At 51.9% G+C, this 16,605-nt stretch carries 11 protein-coding genes; 2 read left to right on the top strand and 9 right to left on the bottom strand.

Annotation, left to right across the window (positions count from 1 at the left end; genetic code table 11):
- Positions 1-15 precede the first annotated feature (15 nt).
- From RCF31_RS27490 to RCF31_RS27465, 6 genes are all read right to left on the bottom strand, one after another.
- On the bottom strand, positions 16-1,257 hold the full coding sequence (locus RCF31_RS27490) for a Zn-dependent hydrolase (RefSeq protein ID WP_416414571.1): 1,242 nt from the start codon (positions 1,255-1,257) through the stop codon (positions 16-18).
- On the bottom strand, positions 1,251-2,648 hold the full coding sequence (locus tag RCF31_RS27485; RefSeq protein WP_416414570.1) for a dihydroorotase: 1,398 nt from the start codon (positions 2,646-2,648) through the stop codon (positions 1,251-1,253). Before RCF31_RS27485 ends, RCF31_RS27490 begins: the two co-directional genes overlap by 7 nt.
- Positions 2,649-2,762: 114 nt before the next feature.
- Positions 2,763-5,072 carry a molybdopterin-dependent oxidoreductase gene (locus tag RCF31_RS27480; protein WP_416414568.1) on the bottom strand — a complete coding sequence of 770 codons (2,310 nt, stop codon included), beginning with the start codon at positions 5,070-5,072 and terminating at the stop codon, positions 2,763-2,765.
- 5 nt (positions 5,073-5,077) lie between these two features.
- Positions 5,078-6,709, bottom strand: coding sequence for a urocanate hydratase (locus RCF31_RS27475; protein ID WP_416414566.1), 1,632 nt, complete (start codon positions 6,707-6,709; stop codon positions 5,078-5,080).
- A gap of 79 nt (positions 6,710-6,788) precedes the next feature.
- Entirely contained in the window at positions 6,789-7,382 is a 594-nt protein-coding gene (locus RCF31_RS27470; protein WP_416414564.1) for a glutathione S-transferase family protein, read from the bottom strand.
- Positions 7,383-7,402: 20 nt separating this feature from the next.
- The gene (locus tag RCF31_RS27465) at positions 7,403-8,482 is read right to left on the bottom strand and encodes a DUF917 family protein (protein WP_416414563.1); all 1,080 of its coding nucleotides are present in this window, start codon (positions 8,480-8,482) and stop codon (positions 7,403-7,405) included.
- Positions 8,483-8,799: 317 nt separating this feature from the next.
- Between RCF31_RS27465 and RCF31_RS27460 the strand changes: the two genes are divergently transcribed.
- Together RCF31_RS27460 and RCF31_RS27455 are read left to right on the top strand one after the other, a co-directional pair.
- Positions 8,800-10,074 carry an O-acetylhomoserine aminocarboxypropyltransferase/cysteine synthase family protein gene (locus RCF31_RS27460; RefSeq protein WP_416414836.1) on the top strand — a complete coding sequence of 425 codons (1,275 nt, stop codon included), beginning with the start codon at positions 8,800-8,802 and terminating at the stop codon, positions 10,072-10,074.
- A gap of 38 nt (positions 10,075-10,112) precedes the next feature.
- Positions 10,113-11,123 (top strand): LacI family DNA-binding transcriptional regulator, encoded by a 1,011-nt coding sequence (locus tag RCF31_RS27455; RefSeq protein WP_084879320.1) that lies wholly within the window; start codon positions 10,113-10,115, stop codon positions 11,121-11,123.
- A 217-nt stretch (positions 11,124-11,340) separates the two neighbouring features.
- Here RCF31_RS27455 and RCF31_RS27450 read toward each other — a convergent pair whose 3' ends face one another.
- The 3 genes from RCF31_RS27450 to RCF31_RS27440 all read right to left on the bottom strand — a co-directional run bounded on the left by RCF31_RS27450 (position 11,341) and on the right by RCF31_RS27440 (position 16,598).
- Entirely contained in the window at positions 11,341-11,733 is a 393-nt protein-coding gene (locus RCF31_RS27450; protein WP_416414835.1) for a hypothetical protein, read from the bottom strand.
- Between the two features lie 481 nt (positions 11,734-12,214).
- Positions 12,215-15,184: an RHS repeat protein gene (locus tag RCF31_RS27445; protein WP_416414834.1), complete on the bottom strand. Its 2,970-nt coding sequence runs from the start codon at positions 15,182-15,184 to the stop codon at positions 12,215-12,217.
- Positions 15,185-15,293: 109 nt separating this feature from the next.
- Positions 15,294-16,598 (bottom strand): hypothetical protein, encoded by a 1,305-nt coding sequence (locus tag RCF31_RS27440; protein WP_416414833.1) that lies wholly within the window; start codon positions 16,596-16,598, stop codon positions 15,294-15,296.
- Positions 16,599-16,605: the final 7 nt, after the last annotated feature.

Genomic DNA, 16,605 nt, shown 5'->3' with positions numbered 1-16,605 from the left:
GCGGCAATCTGGTGTTCAGGAGTCGCGCTGGTCAAAAGCGATGAAAGAATCCAGTAATACGCTGATGCCACGCGCCAGTTGTTCTTGTGATGTCCACTCTTCCGGACAGTGGCTTTTGCCGAGCAGGCTGGGAACAAACAGCATTGCTGCGGGGGCGAGGGTGGCAATAAAGGCGCTATCGTGCCCGGCACCGCTGGGCATGATCCGGGATAGCCATCCGCGCTGCTGGCATGATTGCTCAATCAACGCCATCAGCTGCGGGTGACATAAGGTCGGATGGGTGTCCGTCAGGACTTCAAAGTCATACAACGAGACGCTGCACTCCTCCGCTGCCTGTGCGGCGATCGCTCGCAGTGATGCGGCGAATGTCTCCATCAACGCGTGATTGTCTGAACGGATGTCAAACACCAGCCTGACTTCACCCGGCACCACATTGCTGGCGTTGGGTGAGGCGAAAATTTGCCCGCAGGTGACGGTCAGATGGTGCTTGGTGGTTTTAAGTACCGCATGCGCATGGCTATCGGCACGCTGAATCACGTTGGCCGCCGCCACCAGCGCATCCTGACGCATCGCCATCGGTGTAGTACCGGCATGAGCGGCCTGGCCGCTTAACGTCAGCGTCAGACGTAAAATCCCGACAATGCCGCTGACAATACCGATATCCTCCTCGTGATGTTCGAGGATCTGCCCCTGTTCAATGTGCAGTTCAAAACTGGCGGTGATGTCGTTTCTGACAGACAGCTGGTCAGGATTGCCGCCCATACGCCGTACCGCCTCCCGCAGCGTTTCTCCACTTACCGGGTGTGGTGTCGCCAGTAATTTTTCATCGAGAAAGCCACTGATTCCCCGGCTGCCGACGCAGGAAACACCCCATTCGCTGGGTTCTTCCGCGAGAAAATCGATGATTTCAAGGGTGTGCCGTGGCCGGTAACCGGCATGGGTCATGGCTGCCACGCACTCCAGCCCGGCAATCACCCCGGCGATACCGTCAAAGCGCCCGCCCCCCGGCACGGTATCGCTGTGAGAGCCTATAACGACAGTTCCCGCGTCGGGATCAGTCCCCTGGAGGGTACCAATCAGATTGCCCGCACTATCAATGCGTGTTGCCAGCCCCAGCTCCTGCATCAGTTGGGTTAACCAGCCACGTCCTTGCAGGAAACGATCGCTGAACGAACGACGCGTGTAGGGTTGCGCCGGGTCGGTGTACTGGCTCAGGGTTTGCAGCCATTGCCACATCCGATTGTCGTTGATCAGCATGTGCCCGGCTCCTGACGGCGGGTCTGTGGCGACACAAACTGGCCATTGCCGGGTTCTGCCGTCACCACATTGTCGGCATAGACCCATTCACCGCGCAGCATGGTGCGTTCAACCCGGTAATAAATTTCGCGTCCATCATAAGGAGACCAGCCAGAGAAGTTATTGCCGCTGGCCGCCGCCGAATAGATATAAGGATCGCGTTTAATGATGATCAGATCGGCATCTTTGCCGCATTCCAGTGCGCCTTTGCAATTATCCAGTTTAAACAGCCGCGCCGCGTTATAGCTCAGCACTTTCGCCAGATGATGAAAGGCCACATTGCGTTGTTCAGCACCGGTCAGCGCCAGCGTCACCAGCAGTTCGAGACCAGACGCCCCTGACGCGTTTTCAAACATATTGGCGGATTGTTTGCGATCCAGTGACCAGCTAACGTGATCGGTGGAAAGGACGGTAATATTTCCCTGTTCCAGATGCTGCCACAAGGCTTCACGCTCCGCTTTCTGGCGCACCGGTGGATTAATTTTTGCCTTTCCGACCAGCCGGGCAACATCTTCTTCTTCGCTGAGCGTTAAATAATGCAGACAGGTTTCGACGGTCACATCGTATCCCTGGTCACGATAACTCTTGCATAATTGAATACCACGGCCATTCGAGCAGTGAACAATATGCGCACGACAACCTGTTTCCGCGCCCAGTTCATACACTTCGGCACTGGCGATATTTTCCGTATAACGAGGACGGGAAAGATTATGTGCGCGATAGTCGGTGATATTTTCCTGTTTCAATTTTTCAATCAGGAATTTAACCGACTCATCATTTTCGTTATGCACGCCGGCAATTAAACCCAGCGAGGCGATTTCACTAAAACATTCATGCAACATATGCGGGGCAATACGCGGGAAACGCTGAGCATCGGTGCCGAAACTGGAGAATTTAAAACCGATGGCACCGGCCTGCGCCATCGCCGCCAGATGTTGTTTGCCTTCCTCTGGATGAACCGTGCCATACAAAGCAAAATCAACCCTGACCTGAGCTTCTGCTTCTGCTCTTTTCAGGTTAAACAGTGCTTCGTTGCAGATTAAACGTCCGGCATCATAAGGCATATCCACGATGGTGGTCACACCGCCCGCAGCAGCGGCCTTCGTTGACCAGATAAAATCTTCATTGTCTTTCTGACTGCGGCTGTGAACCTGAGCATCAATCGCACCGGGGAAAATATAGCTATCACGATAATCAATAACCTCATTCGCTTCAGGCACGCCCTCTTCTGCTGAACCTACCGCGACAACGAGTCCCTGGTTAATCGCGACAAAACCGTCATCAATCATTCTGTCGGCCAGAACAACGATACCTGTGATGACCTTTTCACATGTGAATTTCTGCGAAGACATATTCATACCTTTTTAAATTTAAATTAATACCACTGCAAATCGGAATGAAATCACCCAGGCTGTTAAAACCGCATGACTTCTCACGCATTATTTAATGCTGAATAACCCGCAGACTTATTCGGTCTGGTAATAAATATCCGGCGGGGTAAATGCCGTAACAGGCGGTGCTATGCCTGCATAGCGCTCAATTTCCACTAGCAGAGAATTACAGCTGGGTCCCTGCGCAAGCGGAGAACTGCCCTTATCCTGCGTCAGGACATTGGGATTGCCATGCTTATCCAGACAGCCATCGTCAAGATAGATCGGGTCAAACCAGGCACCGGTGGGCAGTTGCGCCACCCCGGGTATCAACGTATCCGTTAGCCTCACCCCGGCCAGACATTGACCACGCGCGTTGTAAACGCGCACGATGTCGCCCTCGCCAATTCCCCGCGCATCGGCATCAGTTGCATTCATCAGCAGACGATTACGTCCGGCAATTTTCCCGGCGCGGCTGTGTTTGCCGTGATCATACTGGCTGTGCAATTTGTCCGCGGGCTGTGGCGATAACAGATGAATCGGATAATGCCGGGCCAGATCCGATCCCAGCCATTCATCCGGTGCCAGCCACACCGCATGCCCCGGGCACTGCGCATAACCAAAATCGGCAACCTGCTGTGAAAACAATTCAATGCGGCCCGAAGGCGTGCGCAGAGGATGAGCCAGCGGATCGGCACGAAATTCTGCCAGCAGGTTGAAATGGCTGTCAGGTAACGGGAAGGTAGTGACTTCCTGTTGCCAGAACTGGGTAAACGGCGGCAATTGCGGATTGCGGCTGCGCGATTGCTCATAAAGTTCGGCAACCCAGTCTTCTGCTGTTTTCCCCTCGGTGAACGACGCTTCAAAGCCCATCAGTCGCGCCAGTCCCTGGAAAATATGGTAATCATCCCGCGCTTCCCGGAAAGGTGGGATCGCCTGCTTCATCGCCACCACGGTGTTATCGCGGTTCACCAGCGCCAGATCGTTGCGCTCGAATGAAGTGGTGACTGGCAACACAATATCGGCATGACGTGCGGTGGCCGTCCAGAATGGTTCCTGCACGATAATGGTTTCCGGTTGCTGCCAGGCTTCAACCAGACGATTAAGATCCTGATGATGATGAAAAGGGTTACCGCCCGCCCAGTACACCAGGCGGATATCCGGGTAACGCAGCGTCTTGCCGTTAAAGGCATATTCCGCATGCGGTGACAGCAGCATATCGGCCAGCCGGGCCACCGGGATACTGTCCTCAACCGGATTCTTCCCCTGCGGCAGACTTGGCCAGCGATAGCCCAGTTCATCCTGACCCACGCCGTTCAGACAGGCGTAGCCGAAACCGAATCCACCACCCGGTAAACCGATTTCCCCAAGCAAAGCAGCCAGGGTCACAGCGGCCCAGTAGGGCTGCTCGCCGTATTCCGCGCGCTGAATGGCCCAGTTAACCATGATCATGGTGCGCTTCGCGGCGATTAACTCTGCCAGCTCGATAATCTTTGCCTGCGGAATGTCACAGATCTGCGCAGCCCACGCTGCATCCCTGGTTATGCCATCGTCCTGACCCTGTAAATAGGCCAGAACCTTTTCGAAACCCACGGTATAACGCTGAATAAACGCCATATCGTGCCGTTGCTGTCGGATCAATTCACTGCACAGCGCCAGCATCAACGCGGTATCGGTATTTGGGCGGATGGGCAACCAATCACACGCCATCTGCTCCGGCATATCCTGGCGGCAGGGCGAAACATTAATAAACTGCACGCCCTGCTCAGCAGCATGTTGCAGCGCCTGCTGATGATTGTGCCTGCCGACGCCACCGCCCTGAATCTGGCTATTGCGGCCAGGTAAGCCGCCAAAAGTCAGCACCAGGCCGCTATGATTGGCGATCTGCTCCCAGGTGGTGTAATGGCTCACCAACCCGCGCTGATTGCCAATGATATACGGCAGAACCACCTCACCTGCTGCGGATGAGTAGGTATTCTCTGAGCCGGTATAGCCCCCGGCCAGATTCAGAAAACGATGGATCTGACTTTGGGCATGATGGAAACGTCCAGCGCTGGCCCAGCCGTAGGAACCTGCATAAATCGCCGGGTTACCATATTGCCGCCGCACACGATCCAGCTCTCCCGCCACCAGCCCCAGTGCTTCGTCCCAGGACACCTCGATAAATTCATCCCGGCCCCGCGGCTTACGATCGCGGGGGGTTTTATCCAACCAGCCACGGCGGATCAAAGGGCGGGCAATGCGCACCGGACCATCAACGGCTTCCGGCAGCGATTCGCCAATCGCCGAGGGTTCCGGATCATCCGCCCAGGGCTGCACGCCGACAATGGTCGCGTTCTCAATCTGCAACTGGTAAATTCCCCAGTGCGTTGAGGTCAGAACGGAGCGCGTGGATGACTGTGACATCGATATCAGCCCCTGAACTGTGCCGCAATACCCAGCCCGGATTCGATAGCGAGATCAACCGCTGTCTCATAACCGGCACTGGCATGGCGCAGGATCCCGATACTGGTATCGTTATCCATCACGCGGGCTAAACGCCCGGCAGACTCTTCATCCCCCGTTGCCACGGTGGTGACCCCGGCAGATACCCCCCAGTTGCCTAGAGAGTGCACGGCCACCAGATCGGCACCTGAACCACAGTTGAGCAGAGCATTGAGAATCGGCCAGTCAGCAATCGCGTCGGAACCGTCCGCCATATTTTCCGTTTCACGATGCGGTAAAGTGGCAGAACCTGAATCGAGATGGTCACGGGTAAAAGCGATCGGCCCAATTTCACCCGCCGCCACCAGCTGGTTCACCGCCAGCGCCAGCTTTTTGCGTTCACCGTACCCCATCCAGCCAATACGCGCGGGCAGACCGGTAAACTGCACATGTTCTTTGGCGGTTTTTATCCAATCGACGATGCGCTGATTTTCCGGGAACAACTCAAGCACCAGCTCATCAATCTTATAGATGTCCTGGGGATTGCCGCTCACTGCGATCCAGCGGAATGGACCGATGCCCTGGCAAAACAGGGGGCGAATAAACAGTTCAATAAAGGAATGGATGTCAAAGGCGGCGCTGACGCCCGCTTCGCTGGCATATTTGCGCAGGTTGTTACCATATTCAAAAACAATCGCACCACGCGACTGCAACGTCAGCATGGCTGAAACATGCTGGTTGAGTGTGGCATACGACAATGTCTTTAATTTTTCCGGATCGGTCTGACGCAGGCGGGCAACCGCTTCGGGCGTCACACCCAGCGGGAAATAGCCGTTGACCGGGTCAGCGATGGTCTGGTCAGTCACAATGTCCGGTGTCAGGTTGCGCTCAACCAGGATGCTCAGGACTTCGGCGATATTCCCCACTAACCCTACCGAAATCCCTTTACCGGCAGACTGCGCTTCGGCGCACAGGCCCAGCGCTTCATCCAGTTCATAGGTCAGCACCTGGCAGTAACCACTGTCGAGGCGGCGTTGAATTTTTCTCGCATCCACTTCCACCACCAGCGTTGCGGCCCCGGCCAGTTGCCCGGCAAGGGGTTGCGCGCCACTCATGCCACCGCATCCGCCCGTGACAATCAGCCGACCCGCCAGGCTACCAGAGAAATGTTGCCGTGCAGCGGACATGAAGGTTTCATAGGTGCCCTGCAAAATGCCCTGGCTGCCAATGTACTGCCAGGCGGCCGCCGTCATGCCCGGCATGATCGTCAGCCCTGCCCGTTCCAGCGCGCGATAGTCATCATCGCCAGCCCAGCCACCGACAACATTGCCATTTGCCATCAGGACCACTGGCGTGGTGTTTTGTGAAGAGAAAATGCCGACTGGCTTGCCGGATTGCATCACCAGCGTCTGATCGGTTTCCAGCCGTTTTAAGGCCGCAACCGTGTGATCGAAACTGGTCCAGTCGCGTGCGGCTTTTGCCCAAGCCATATAAATCACCAGCTGGTCTGGGTTCTCGGCATTTTCCAGATTATTTTCCAGCATTCTGAGAATGGCTTCCTGACGCCATCCTTTACAGCGTAATTCGCTACCCCGCTGGGCAGTGATGTGACGAGACATAATTATGATCCTGAAAGGTCGAAAAATTAACCCTGGCAGCAACGCCGTGCCACCCACCTGTTAGCGAAAGAAATAATAATCAGGCATTCACCAGATTTTCATAACCGGGAATATCTTTGAAATTACTCATCCAGCGTTGAATAGCTGGCCATTCCGCTAAGCTATATCCACCTTCTTCCGCCATCGAGATATAAGGATACAGACTGAAATCGGCCACACTTAAACTTTCCCCGGCGATCCAGCTATTGTTCTCCAGCGCCTGATTAACATGGGTAAGGGCGATTTTCCCCAACTCCATATAATGCGCAATGATATCGGCAAACTTTTCACGCTGGTTTGTCATGGTATAAAAACGTGGATAAGCCAGGAAACGCAATAAATCCGCCTGTTCAAAGAACAACCATGAATTAATTTTGCATCGCATAACCGGATCGGCAGGCAGCAATGAAGAACCTTCGGCAAAATAAAGCAGGATAGCATTGGACTCATTAAGGTGACGTCCGTCAGCAAGTTCAACTACCGGGATACGGGCAAATGGATTTCTTTTTTTGAAGGCTTCTTCTTTATGCTTACCTTCCGCCAGATTTAAGGTTTCCCTGGTGTAGGGGATTTGCAAAAAATTCAACATCAATCTAATTTTCCATGCATTGCCGGAAAGTTTGCTGTCATACAACTTAATCATAATACGTCCTGTTATTTTGCGTTTATATATGAGTACAGTTCCAGCCCAAGCCCTTGCTCGATCTCTGCAAATACCACCGGGTCCAGAGCACCTTTACCCAGCGGGAAGGAGGAATGATGCGCAATAATAATGCTGACTTCCTGGCCCGTTTTCATGGTTGAAATAGCAATCGGGTCTCCGGTCACTGCATCGACAGAACCAATCATGTCCGGGAACGTCGCCAGACGAGCATCGTCTTTTTCGGCCGTCATATATTCATTGTAAACCCCGAGACGCAGGGTCTCAGTGCCATCGGTTATGGTGACAAAACCAATGTCGAAGCCATCCTGATAGACCACATCGTTCGTTACCACTTTACCGGTCAGAATAACTTCTCCCCCCATAAATGCGGCGGCAGCACTAGCCCGGGCCAATCCCTGGGGGGCGGATAACATCGCCTTGCCGAGTTCAATCTGGAACGATATGGCCCCGGCGGCCCCATTTTCACGAATAAAATCAGCCTGGTAAGGGCCTCTCGCTGAGGCTACCAACCCACCACTGATGGTGGCGCAATGGCGCATGACCTGGGAGGTTTTGATCAAATTCCCTTCAGCGACGACGGCAATTTTCGACCCGGATGAGGCAAAACCTGCCTGCGCAACCTGAACAATCGAGATATCCGGCCTGGAGGCCAGGCCCATTCCGCCCATTTTCACGGTGGGATGCCCACGGCCATTAGCAGCCGCGTCAATGTAGGGCAGATCCAGGGCCGCAGCCACCAGCCAGCCATTAAATCCGGGGACATGACCACACATCACACCGGCAGGTTTGCGTCCGAGTTTTTCAATCAGATTTTCGGCGGCGGTAATATGATCTTTTAACACCAGTTCTGGTTGGGCAAATCCTGGCGCACCTACTGATGTGGAAATTAATACATACCCTTCAGGATCGATTTCATCCAATTCCGCCAGTTTGACAATATTAAGACCCAGTGCCACTTCCGCCGCGAGATCGTGTTTCTCCAGAGAATTATTAACACCACTCCCCCCCGCCGAGAGCAATAACCCACCATACATTGCAGGCTGGACATCTTTTAAACTTAACTCTCTCATGTATCAACCACCGTAGTCGTGTTTTTTAATTCTAAGTTTATTAGAAAATAAAATAAGGCGTATTTTCCTGTTCGTTGCAAGTCGGATGCCAGTTAACAAAACCGTTTTTGATTCCTCTTTATTAATAACAACCGTTCTTTTTATGCACAAAAAGAGTGCGCGCGCACCCTGCATCGCACCAAATTGCGACACTTTTAAATATTAGCTGATGAGAACGAAAGATGCAGGGATTGAAGAATTGATCGGGATGCATTACATCTAATGCTCAATTTATCCGATTCGATACCTCCCGTATTACTTATCTTAAGGAGATAATAATGAAAGATGCCACCCTTGCTATTCACGCTGGCTTCCAGTGCGACCCAGTAACCAAAAGTGTTGCCGTGCCTATTTATCAGAATGTCGCTTATGAATTCGACAGTGCCCAGCACGCCGCCGACCTTTTTAATCTGGAGGTGCCGGGTAATATTTATAGTCGGATCATGAATCCAACCAATGATGTTCTGGAGAAGCGCATGGCTGCCCTGGAAGGGGGAATTAGTGCGCTCGTATTATCTTCCGGCAGTGCCGCAATAACCTGCGCCATTCTGGCGTTAGCGCGTGCCGGGGACAGCATTGTCGCGACACCGCAATTGTATGGCGGCACCTATACCCTGTTAGCGCATATGTTGCCGGGCCTCGGCATCAACGTGATTTTTGCCGAAAATGACAGCCCCGAGGCTATCGAAAAAGCGATCGAACAAAATACCAAAATCGTTTTCTGTGAAAGCATTGGTAATCCCGCCGGTAATATTATTGATATCGCTGCCCTGGCGCAGGTTGCCCATCAACATCACATTCCTTTGATGATTGATAACACCGTTGCTTCGCCGGTGTTATGCAAACCGATTCAGCATGGTGCCGACATTGTTGTCCATTCCCTGACCAAATACGTTGGCGGTCATGGCAATTCACTGGGTGGCGTCATTGTGGATAGCGGGAAATTCCCATGGCATTTGCATCCAGAGAAATTCTCCTGCCTGACGACCCCTGAGCCTGCTTATCATGGCGTGGTTTATACCGAAAGCTTCGGTGAGGCAGCATTTATCGCGCGCGCCCGCACGGTTCCGCTGAGAAATACCGGCGCTGCCCTGTCTCCGATGAATGCCTTTTTATTGATGCAGGGCCTCGAAACACTGACGCTGCGCATGAAAGCTCACGTGGCCAACACGCTGCAGGTGGCGAAGTTTTTGCAACAGCATCCGGCGGTTTCCTGGGTTAATTACGCCGGATTGCCCGAACATCCCCATCATGCCCTTGCTCAGCGCTATATGCAGGGTTTACCTTCCGGGATTCTATCCTTCGGTTTAACAGGCGGCTTCAAAGCCGGTGAGACGTTCTACGATGCGCTCAATCTTTTCAAACGCCTGGTCAATATTGGCGACGCGCGTTCTCTGGCCTGCCATCCCGCCTCAACAACGCATCGTCAGTTAAACGAAGCTGAATTGCTTGCTGCGGGTGTCTCGCCAGAAATGATTCGTCTGTCGGTGGGTATCGAAGATATTGACGATATTCTAAATGATTTAAGCCAGGCACTTGACCGGGTAAGCTAAATCACTTTTCGTTCAGACAGCGATTTCAGGGAACATGTATGTCACTTTCGGAACTGGCCAAAGACCTAAAGTTATCAACGTCAACCGTATCACGGGCGCTGAATGGCTATAGCGATGTGGCTTATGATACCCGGCAACGCGTTATGCAGCGGGCCATCGAATTAGGCTATATCCCTAATCCGGTTGCCAGAAGACTTAAAGGCGGCAAAACCAATATGATCGGTGTGGTCCTGCCGCCGCCACTGGTTAATGGCATGCTGGTTGAGCCATTTTACTCATCCATGCTGGGAGCGCTGGTTTTTGAATTACAGGCTTCTGGCCTGAAATTGCTCATCACCAATCAGCACAGCAACGAAAGTGATGACGATGTCCGTGGCTATCAGGACATGGTGCAGCAAAAACTGGTCGACGCCATTCTGATATTGCGGACGCGGGTTAATGACCTGCGCGTTAAGTTTGCCCAGCAACAAAATGTCTCCTTTATTACCTTTGGCAGAACGCAATCCTCCACCCCGCATGCATGGGTGGATGTCGATCATTTCGATGCATTCTATCAGGCTACCGCGCGACAAATTGCTCGCGGCCATAAGCATATTGCGTTTATCAATACGTCGGCTGAATTCAACTATGCACGCTTACGCCACGAGGGTTACAAGCAGTGTTTACTGGATCATCAGCTTCTCTATCGTAACGAGTGGCAAATGGTCGGGGGGCTGACCGAGATGGACGGTTATGTGCTGGCCAGTCGCCTGCTTAAAGTACAGCCCATCCCCACCGCTATTGTCTGCGCAACGGATGATATCGCTATCGGTGCCATGGCAGCGTGCCGTCTTTTGGGGTTGCAACCTGGCAAAGACATTAGCCTGATTGGTTACGGAAATACGCCCGGCGCAACCTATTCAAGCCCGCCACTCACCACCATGGATCCCTTTCCTAAAGAGAATGGTAAGCAACTGGGTATCTTTTTTAGCCGACGTATCTTTCAGCCTGGAGAAGCAGATTTTCAACATTTGCAGCAAGCAAGGCTGATTGTGCGCGAATCAGACTAGACTCAGCCCGCTATCGCGGGCTCAGACTGCTGACAAAGTCCTGGCCGTAAGAGCGGGACTTTGATCTAATAAGGTCAGTGCAATTAACGGACTGGCTGCCGTGCTGAAAGAACCCGCCCCACAGCAATACCAGTTTGAAATGGTCACCCTCGACGAGCTGGTGCCTGAAGACCACCTGGTGTGCAAAATCGATGCCGTCATGATTTTGAATAGATGATTATTTATTATTGGTAGATATTTGTTTATCAATTAATTGCGATGAAATCAGCAGAAGATAGCGGAAGTCATCTCGCCACGAGTTAAGATCGCCATTGTTGTAAATGTCATTTAGCCAGGCGAGGCAAAGTGCATTGGCACCGTCACGAAATAATTCCAGCCCCTGGGAACGATTCAATATCGATGCCAGGTCAGAAGAAGATATTTTAGCGGCCGAAGTCTGTGTGCCCGCTTTGCCGGCAGAACTTTCCATTGATGCCTGAAGATCAGCTTTAAATGAGTTGGCAATATTATCCGCCGCATCTGCCGGTGGCTCCGGGCAAACGCGCAGGTCAGAATTTATGCCGTTAACCGCACCCGGCACAATAATGACGGAACGCAGTTCATCAGTCATGGTCATGACCCTGGTCCTGTCACTGGAAAGATCGTTATAATTTACAGGATAATCCCTTGGACTGTTCCATGGGGGATAGAAAGATGAGCAGGCAACCAAAGTCGTCTGAATGAGTAACATAGCCCCATAACGGATAATATGTTGCATAATAATCTCCGACAGTTTGTTTTATTAATAATAATCACGGAGAGTGATGGCAACATTAACCCACGCAAGAATCTAATTTTGGAAAAATAGAAAGCCGCTTAACCATGCAACATCACTATTTTTCACCAATGGTTATTGGTAAGTATTATTTATCACATAAAAACACCTGAATGGCGGCATCAGATAGTTGATTGCTCTAAACATCCTATAAATTCGATACAGTATAAAAACCCACTTTCTGGTGAGTAAAATTTAATGCTATCAAAATAAAAAAGCTTGCAGAATCTTTTCCGGATTCTGCAAGCCCTGCCAACTCAAGAGACGCACATCAAAATTATTGAACAGCCCATTTATTCGAATTTTGCATCATTCTGAAGATATCTGAACATCTCACCATAATATCATTCCTTATTTCTCCCATTAATTTAATCTTCATTTTCTCATCCCATATGCTTCCCTGGAGCAGGGTGTTGGTGATACCTTTTTTCTTCATTCTGTCTTTGTTAAACAATGGCTGGCTTTGATCGCTATTTAAATAATTCCATTTTTTCACCATTTCTTCATGCAGTTCCGGGGGCAGCATCCTCTGCATGCGGTCCATTGTGTCCATAATTTTTTCCTGTTTCGCCAGTGTGATGCCACTTCCCAGTTCTTTTGCGAGCAGAATCCCGTTTACCCCCCCCTCAACCGGTAACGAAACTGATATCGCTTCTTTTATTCCTTTTTTAACCAGTGCATATCCATGGGTTTTCGTACTATCTTTACCCAGATTTTCCTGGATCCAATTTTTGGTATCAGCCACCAGTTCATGATCGTCAACTCTATTCATGGCGGTGTTAGCTTTTGATGTTTGCAACCGGGAAGTTTTAATTTTCAACTTAAAGAGCAATTTCTTGATGGGACGCGAGGCAACATTCGTTGCCAATGTGGCACCGATTGTTGCACCGATAGTGGCACCCAAAATAGTACCAATGCCTGGCAAAGCGATAGTACCTAGGGTTGCTCCACCTAATGCGGAACCGACAGCACCTCCGGCTGCGGCTATGCCCGCGTTGGCGGTCGTTTTGACCATCAGCCCAGCAGCACTCTTGCCGAGCAGTTTGATGGCTTTATCCGGTTCGTTTATGGCATCAACGACATTGTGTATCTTTTTAATCTCACTGAGAATTGTTTCTATCCTGTAATCATAATCCTGTAACTCGGAAAGATAACGCGCCCGTTTTTGCGCCTCCGTTTCCGGTGCCAGGCCATCATGATCCCGTAATGTCATAGGATTATTGCGCACCATTCGAAACAGGTTCAGTCCGTCCACCGCCCCGGCGGGATCTGCGCTCAACCAGCGCCCCACCCAGGGTTGATAATAGCGATAACCGTAGTAATACAGCCCGGTTGCATCACGCTCTTTGCCAGAATAACGCACCGTCCGGTAGGCTACCTCTCTCTGGCTTCTTGACGTCAATACCGCTGTACCACCATAAGGGTAGTATTCTTCCCGGCTGATAATCTGTCCTTTACCATCCAGCTCGAGACCGCAGCTCCCTGTGAGATCGTCATAGCTCCATCGCAGACCATCATTTTCGCCTGAGCCTTCTGGTTGACCGCTCTCCCAGTGCAACACCCGAAGCTGGGCACGACCGGCTTCCCCGGGAGTCATCACCTGGAGTTGTTCCGTCACCTTACCGTCTCTTTCGGTGGTGCGCAGCTCTAACCCCGGCAGGTATACCACCCGTTGTAGCTGCGTACTGCCACCAACTTTCTGTGTATTGACCTTCAGGATGCGCTGACTGCTGGCATCATAACGGTAGCTTTCCCTGTCGTCCGCTGCTCCGTCACGCATCACTGGCGTGGCCTTTAACAATTCGCCGCGCGGCGTCCAGCTTAGCCCCTGACCCGGCTGTAACCAGATCTGCTGTCCCCCCGCCGTGAATAACCCGTCCACTTCTGCGGCATTGTTCCCGACTGTGCTCAGAATCCCCCGGTTGCTGCGGTCGCTTACCGTAATATCCGTGGTGTAATTATTATTGGTCGCCGGTGCACTGTGGCGCATCTGCGTCAGGTTGCCTGCGCTGTCGTAGCTGTATATCTCGATAAAGTTGGTATAAACCGTACTGTCGCCTGGCAACGGCACAGTGGCTGAGGGTAAACGACTGCTCTGCCGCGCGGCATCCGCCATCTCACGCCCGGTGGCCTTCACCAGTTGATACAGGCTGTCGTAGGTGTAAGTATTCTCCGGCACCACTTTCTGATTGCGCCAGAACCCGGTCTCTTCGGCATCATTCACCACCTGTGTCACATTTCCCACCGGATCGTAGTACCAGCGCAATGCCTGCATTATCTTCGTATCCGCTAAACGTAGCGCCGTCATTCCCAGCAACCGTTGTGTTTCAGGTTCGTACATGTACAGGGTCACCACCCCGTTACCATGTTCCTCGCGCTGCTTCTGCCCTGCGGCGGTGTAAACTATCGACTGGACGATAATCTGCTCATTGCCGCCTTTCACCGTCAGCCAGCTGCCGTTCATCCTTCCTGCCACGTCGTAACTCAGGCGCTGAGAATTGCTTTGCGCATCAGTGAACCGCAGCACCGCGCCACTTGCATCGGCAAGAGTACGGGTGCTATGCAGGCCTGACTCGAGAAAATCGTTCCAGGCGGTGGTGTCCTCCCCTTGCCAGTCAGTTACGTAATCGGGGTTATCCGCGTCTCTGATCAGACGGCGGCTAACGATAATCGGTGTCCCGGTCAGCGCAACGTCCTCCATCTGTTGCAGTCCAGCGGGATCATAGTGGCTGACACATAAGCCAGCCACATTATGCTCGCACTCCTGCTGGCTGTTGCCGGCATAGACGAAACGCTCCATGACGTGAGCAGCTCTGCCGCTCACTTGCTCAGTGATACTCAGTGGGCGGCCCGGCTGCGAGGTCGACTCATAGCGAAAGGTGCGCGTTAGCGCCTGATTAAGATTCTGAGTCCCCTTGCTGTCTGTACTGATGCCGCTCACCATCATTAGCAACCGACCCGCTGCATCATGCAGGTGAAGCGTGATACCCGCATCCACACTTTGTCGGCGCAGTGCATTCCCGGCCAGATCGGTCAGCCAGCTGAAATTGGTCAGCCCGGCTTTACCCATCCGTGGATCCGCGCTCGCAACCATCGCCCCTCGGGCATCTAAGCGGTGATTCGTGATGCGCAACTCGGTGTTTTGCAACGTATCCGGGTGACGACACCAGGAGATATCACGTATCGTGCCGCCACGAGGGTCAGTAACTGTGACCGATGGGGTATTACTGCATACTGTCGGATTCATTTTCTGCCTCCTTGTTAGCGCTAGCTGAACATATCTGACAGCGATGAAATACCGGGTGTTTATGCCTCAGCGCCATCGCAGTTAATGTCCGTGATCAGCTGATTTATCATCAATCACAGCCCAGTGCCGGTACGATAATTTTGGCGTTACCGTCGTAAGTTAACGGGGCCTGCGAGTCATAAAGCACCCGGTCATTAATATCCTTACCGGTGATCACCATGAGTTTGCCCATATTATTCAGCTTGCTGACTTTTGAACCGGACATAATTTCCCCGGTCTTGATAAAGGTTAAATTAACCGGCACCGTCAGATTCCCTCCTTGCACCCGCGCGCTGGTTGGTGAAAGCTCTTTCCCGTCTTTATCCGTAATCTGGTAGCCGATGCCCGGCACATTGGTAGTAAAAACCCGGATACCCTTAATTTTCAGACTGTCGCTGCTGTTTGATAAACGTAATGAGGCGATAGGATCCGTGCTGGTAAACGGAAACGACAGTGTTGCGGGTATTGGATCGCCGAGCGATGTGCCTGGCGGATCACTGTCGCGTGATGTAATCGCGTCGGAATGCGTGGAAATTTCATTCCCGGTTATTTTTACGGTGGTTTTTCGGCTGACGAAGTGGATATTAGCGATAAGGTATACCGAACCGTTAACCGCTTTTTCTTCCGGACCGCCCCGGGTCATTGTGTTGTTATAAGCAAAATATTCAATAAAAACTGAACCTATACGAAACATACCCATTTCCGGGCTGATATCCACTGGAAAAGGAACAGGTTTATGGTCAGAACCGTTGATTGCTGATAACTCACCATATCTGAAAAACTGTATTGTACCTGGCGCACGAATCTGCCAGGTGTTATTCCCGACCTGTACATAATTTTTGAATCCCTGTGGGTCAGGATCACCGTAGAGATAATCACCATAATCCCAATAACCATTGAGCCACGTTCTGGGTTCATCAATATGCAGCCGTAATGCAAGCCCGGCTTTTCTTGGGTGCGAACCATTATCAAAGTCAAAACCATTATTGGTGCCCGTTTGCAAAAAATAACCCAGCCAGGACGGCCCCATACTACCCTCAATACTTTTCGTCAGGTCAGAACTTACGCTGTAGACATCCATGCTGGCTCTGGAAATCTTGCCTTCAGCTGTGTACTTTCCCGGTTCTCTGCTGGTATAGCCTTTGATTTCAATTGGAAGCACCGGAGTCACTGCCCCTTCATACGATCCCGCGTCATAATATTGATTACCTATTATATAGACATCTTCATTGATATAAGCCGCCAGCACCGTTTTATTATCGGCGTTGTAAATCGAATAATCTGCAGCGCCCGCCGCCCCTCCACCATAAACCCCCAGCGTTAGCGAGATGAGCAGCATCCCACGGAGTAACCGTGTAAAATAAAACTTTTTCATTGTCTAT

Origin of the sequence: Pantoea sp. App145, from assembly GCF_047947045.1 — a bacterium.
Classification (GTDB): Bacteria; Pseudomonadota; Gammaproteobacteria; order Enterobacterales; family Enterobacteriaceae; genus Pantoea.
This window is presented reverse-complemented; position numbering and strand designations above follow the sequence as displayed.

Excerpts from the sequence above, each read along its gene's own strand:
- RCF31_RS27485 (WP_416414570.1), bottom strand. The coding sequence starts at position 2,648 with ATGTCTTCGCAGAAATTCACATGTGAAAAGGTCATCACAGGTATCGTT.
- RCF31_RS27455 (WP_084879320.1), top strand. The coding sequence starts at position 10,113 with ATGTCACTTTCGGAACTGGCCAAAGACCTAAAGTTATCAACGTCAACC.
- RCF31_RS27480 (WP_416414568.1), bottom strand. The coding sequence starts at position 5,072 with ATGTCACAGTCATCCACGCGCTCCGTTCTGACCTCAACGCACTGGGGA.
- RCF31_RS27460 (WP_416414836.1), top strand. The coding sequence starts at position 8,800 with ATGAAAGATGCCACCCTTGCTATTCACGCTGGCTTCCAGTGCGACCCA.
- RCF31_RS27465 (WP_416414563.1), bottom strand. The coding sequence starts at position 8,482 with ATGAGAGAGTTAAGTTTAAAAGATGTCCAGCCTGCAATGTATGGTGGG.
- RCF31_RS27445 (WP_416414834.1), bottom strand. The coding sequence starts at position 15,184 with ATGAATCCGACAGTATGCAGTAATACCCCATCGGTCACAGTTACTGAC.
- RCF31_RS27475 (WP_416414566.1), bottom strand. The coding sequence starts at position 6,709 with ATGTCTCGTCACATCACTGCCCAGCGGGGTAGCGAATTACGCTGTAAA.
- RCF31_RS27440 (WP_416414833.1), bottom strand. The coding sequence starts at position 16,598 with ATGAAAAAGTTTTATTTTACACGGTTACTCCGTGGGATGCTGCTCATC.
- RCF31_RS27490 (WP_416414571.1), bottom strand. The coding sequence starts at position 1,257 with ATGCTGATCAACGACAATCGGATGTGGCAATGGCTGCAAACCCTGAGC.
- RCF31_RS27450 (WP_416414835.1), bottom strand. The coding sequence starts at position 11,733 with ATGACTGATGAACTGCGTTCCGTCATTATTGTGCCGGGTGCGGTTAAC.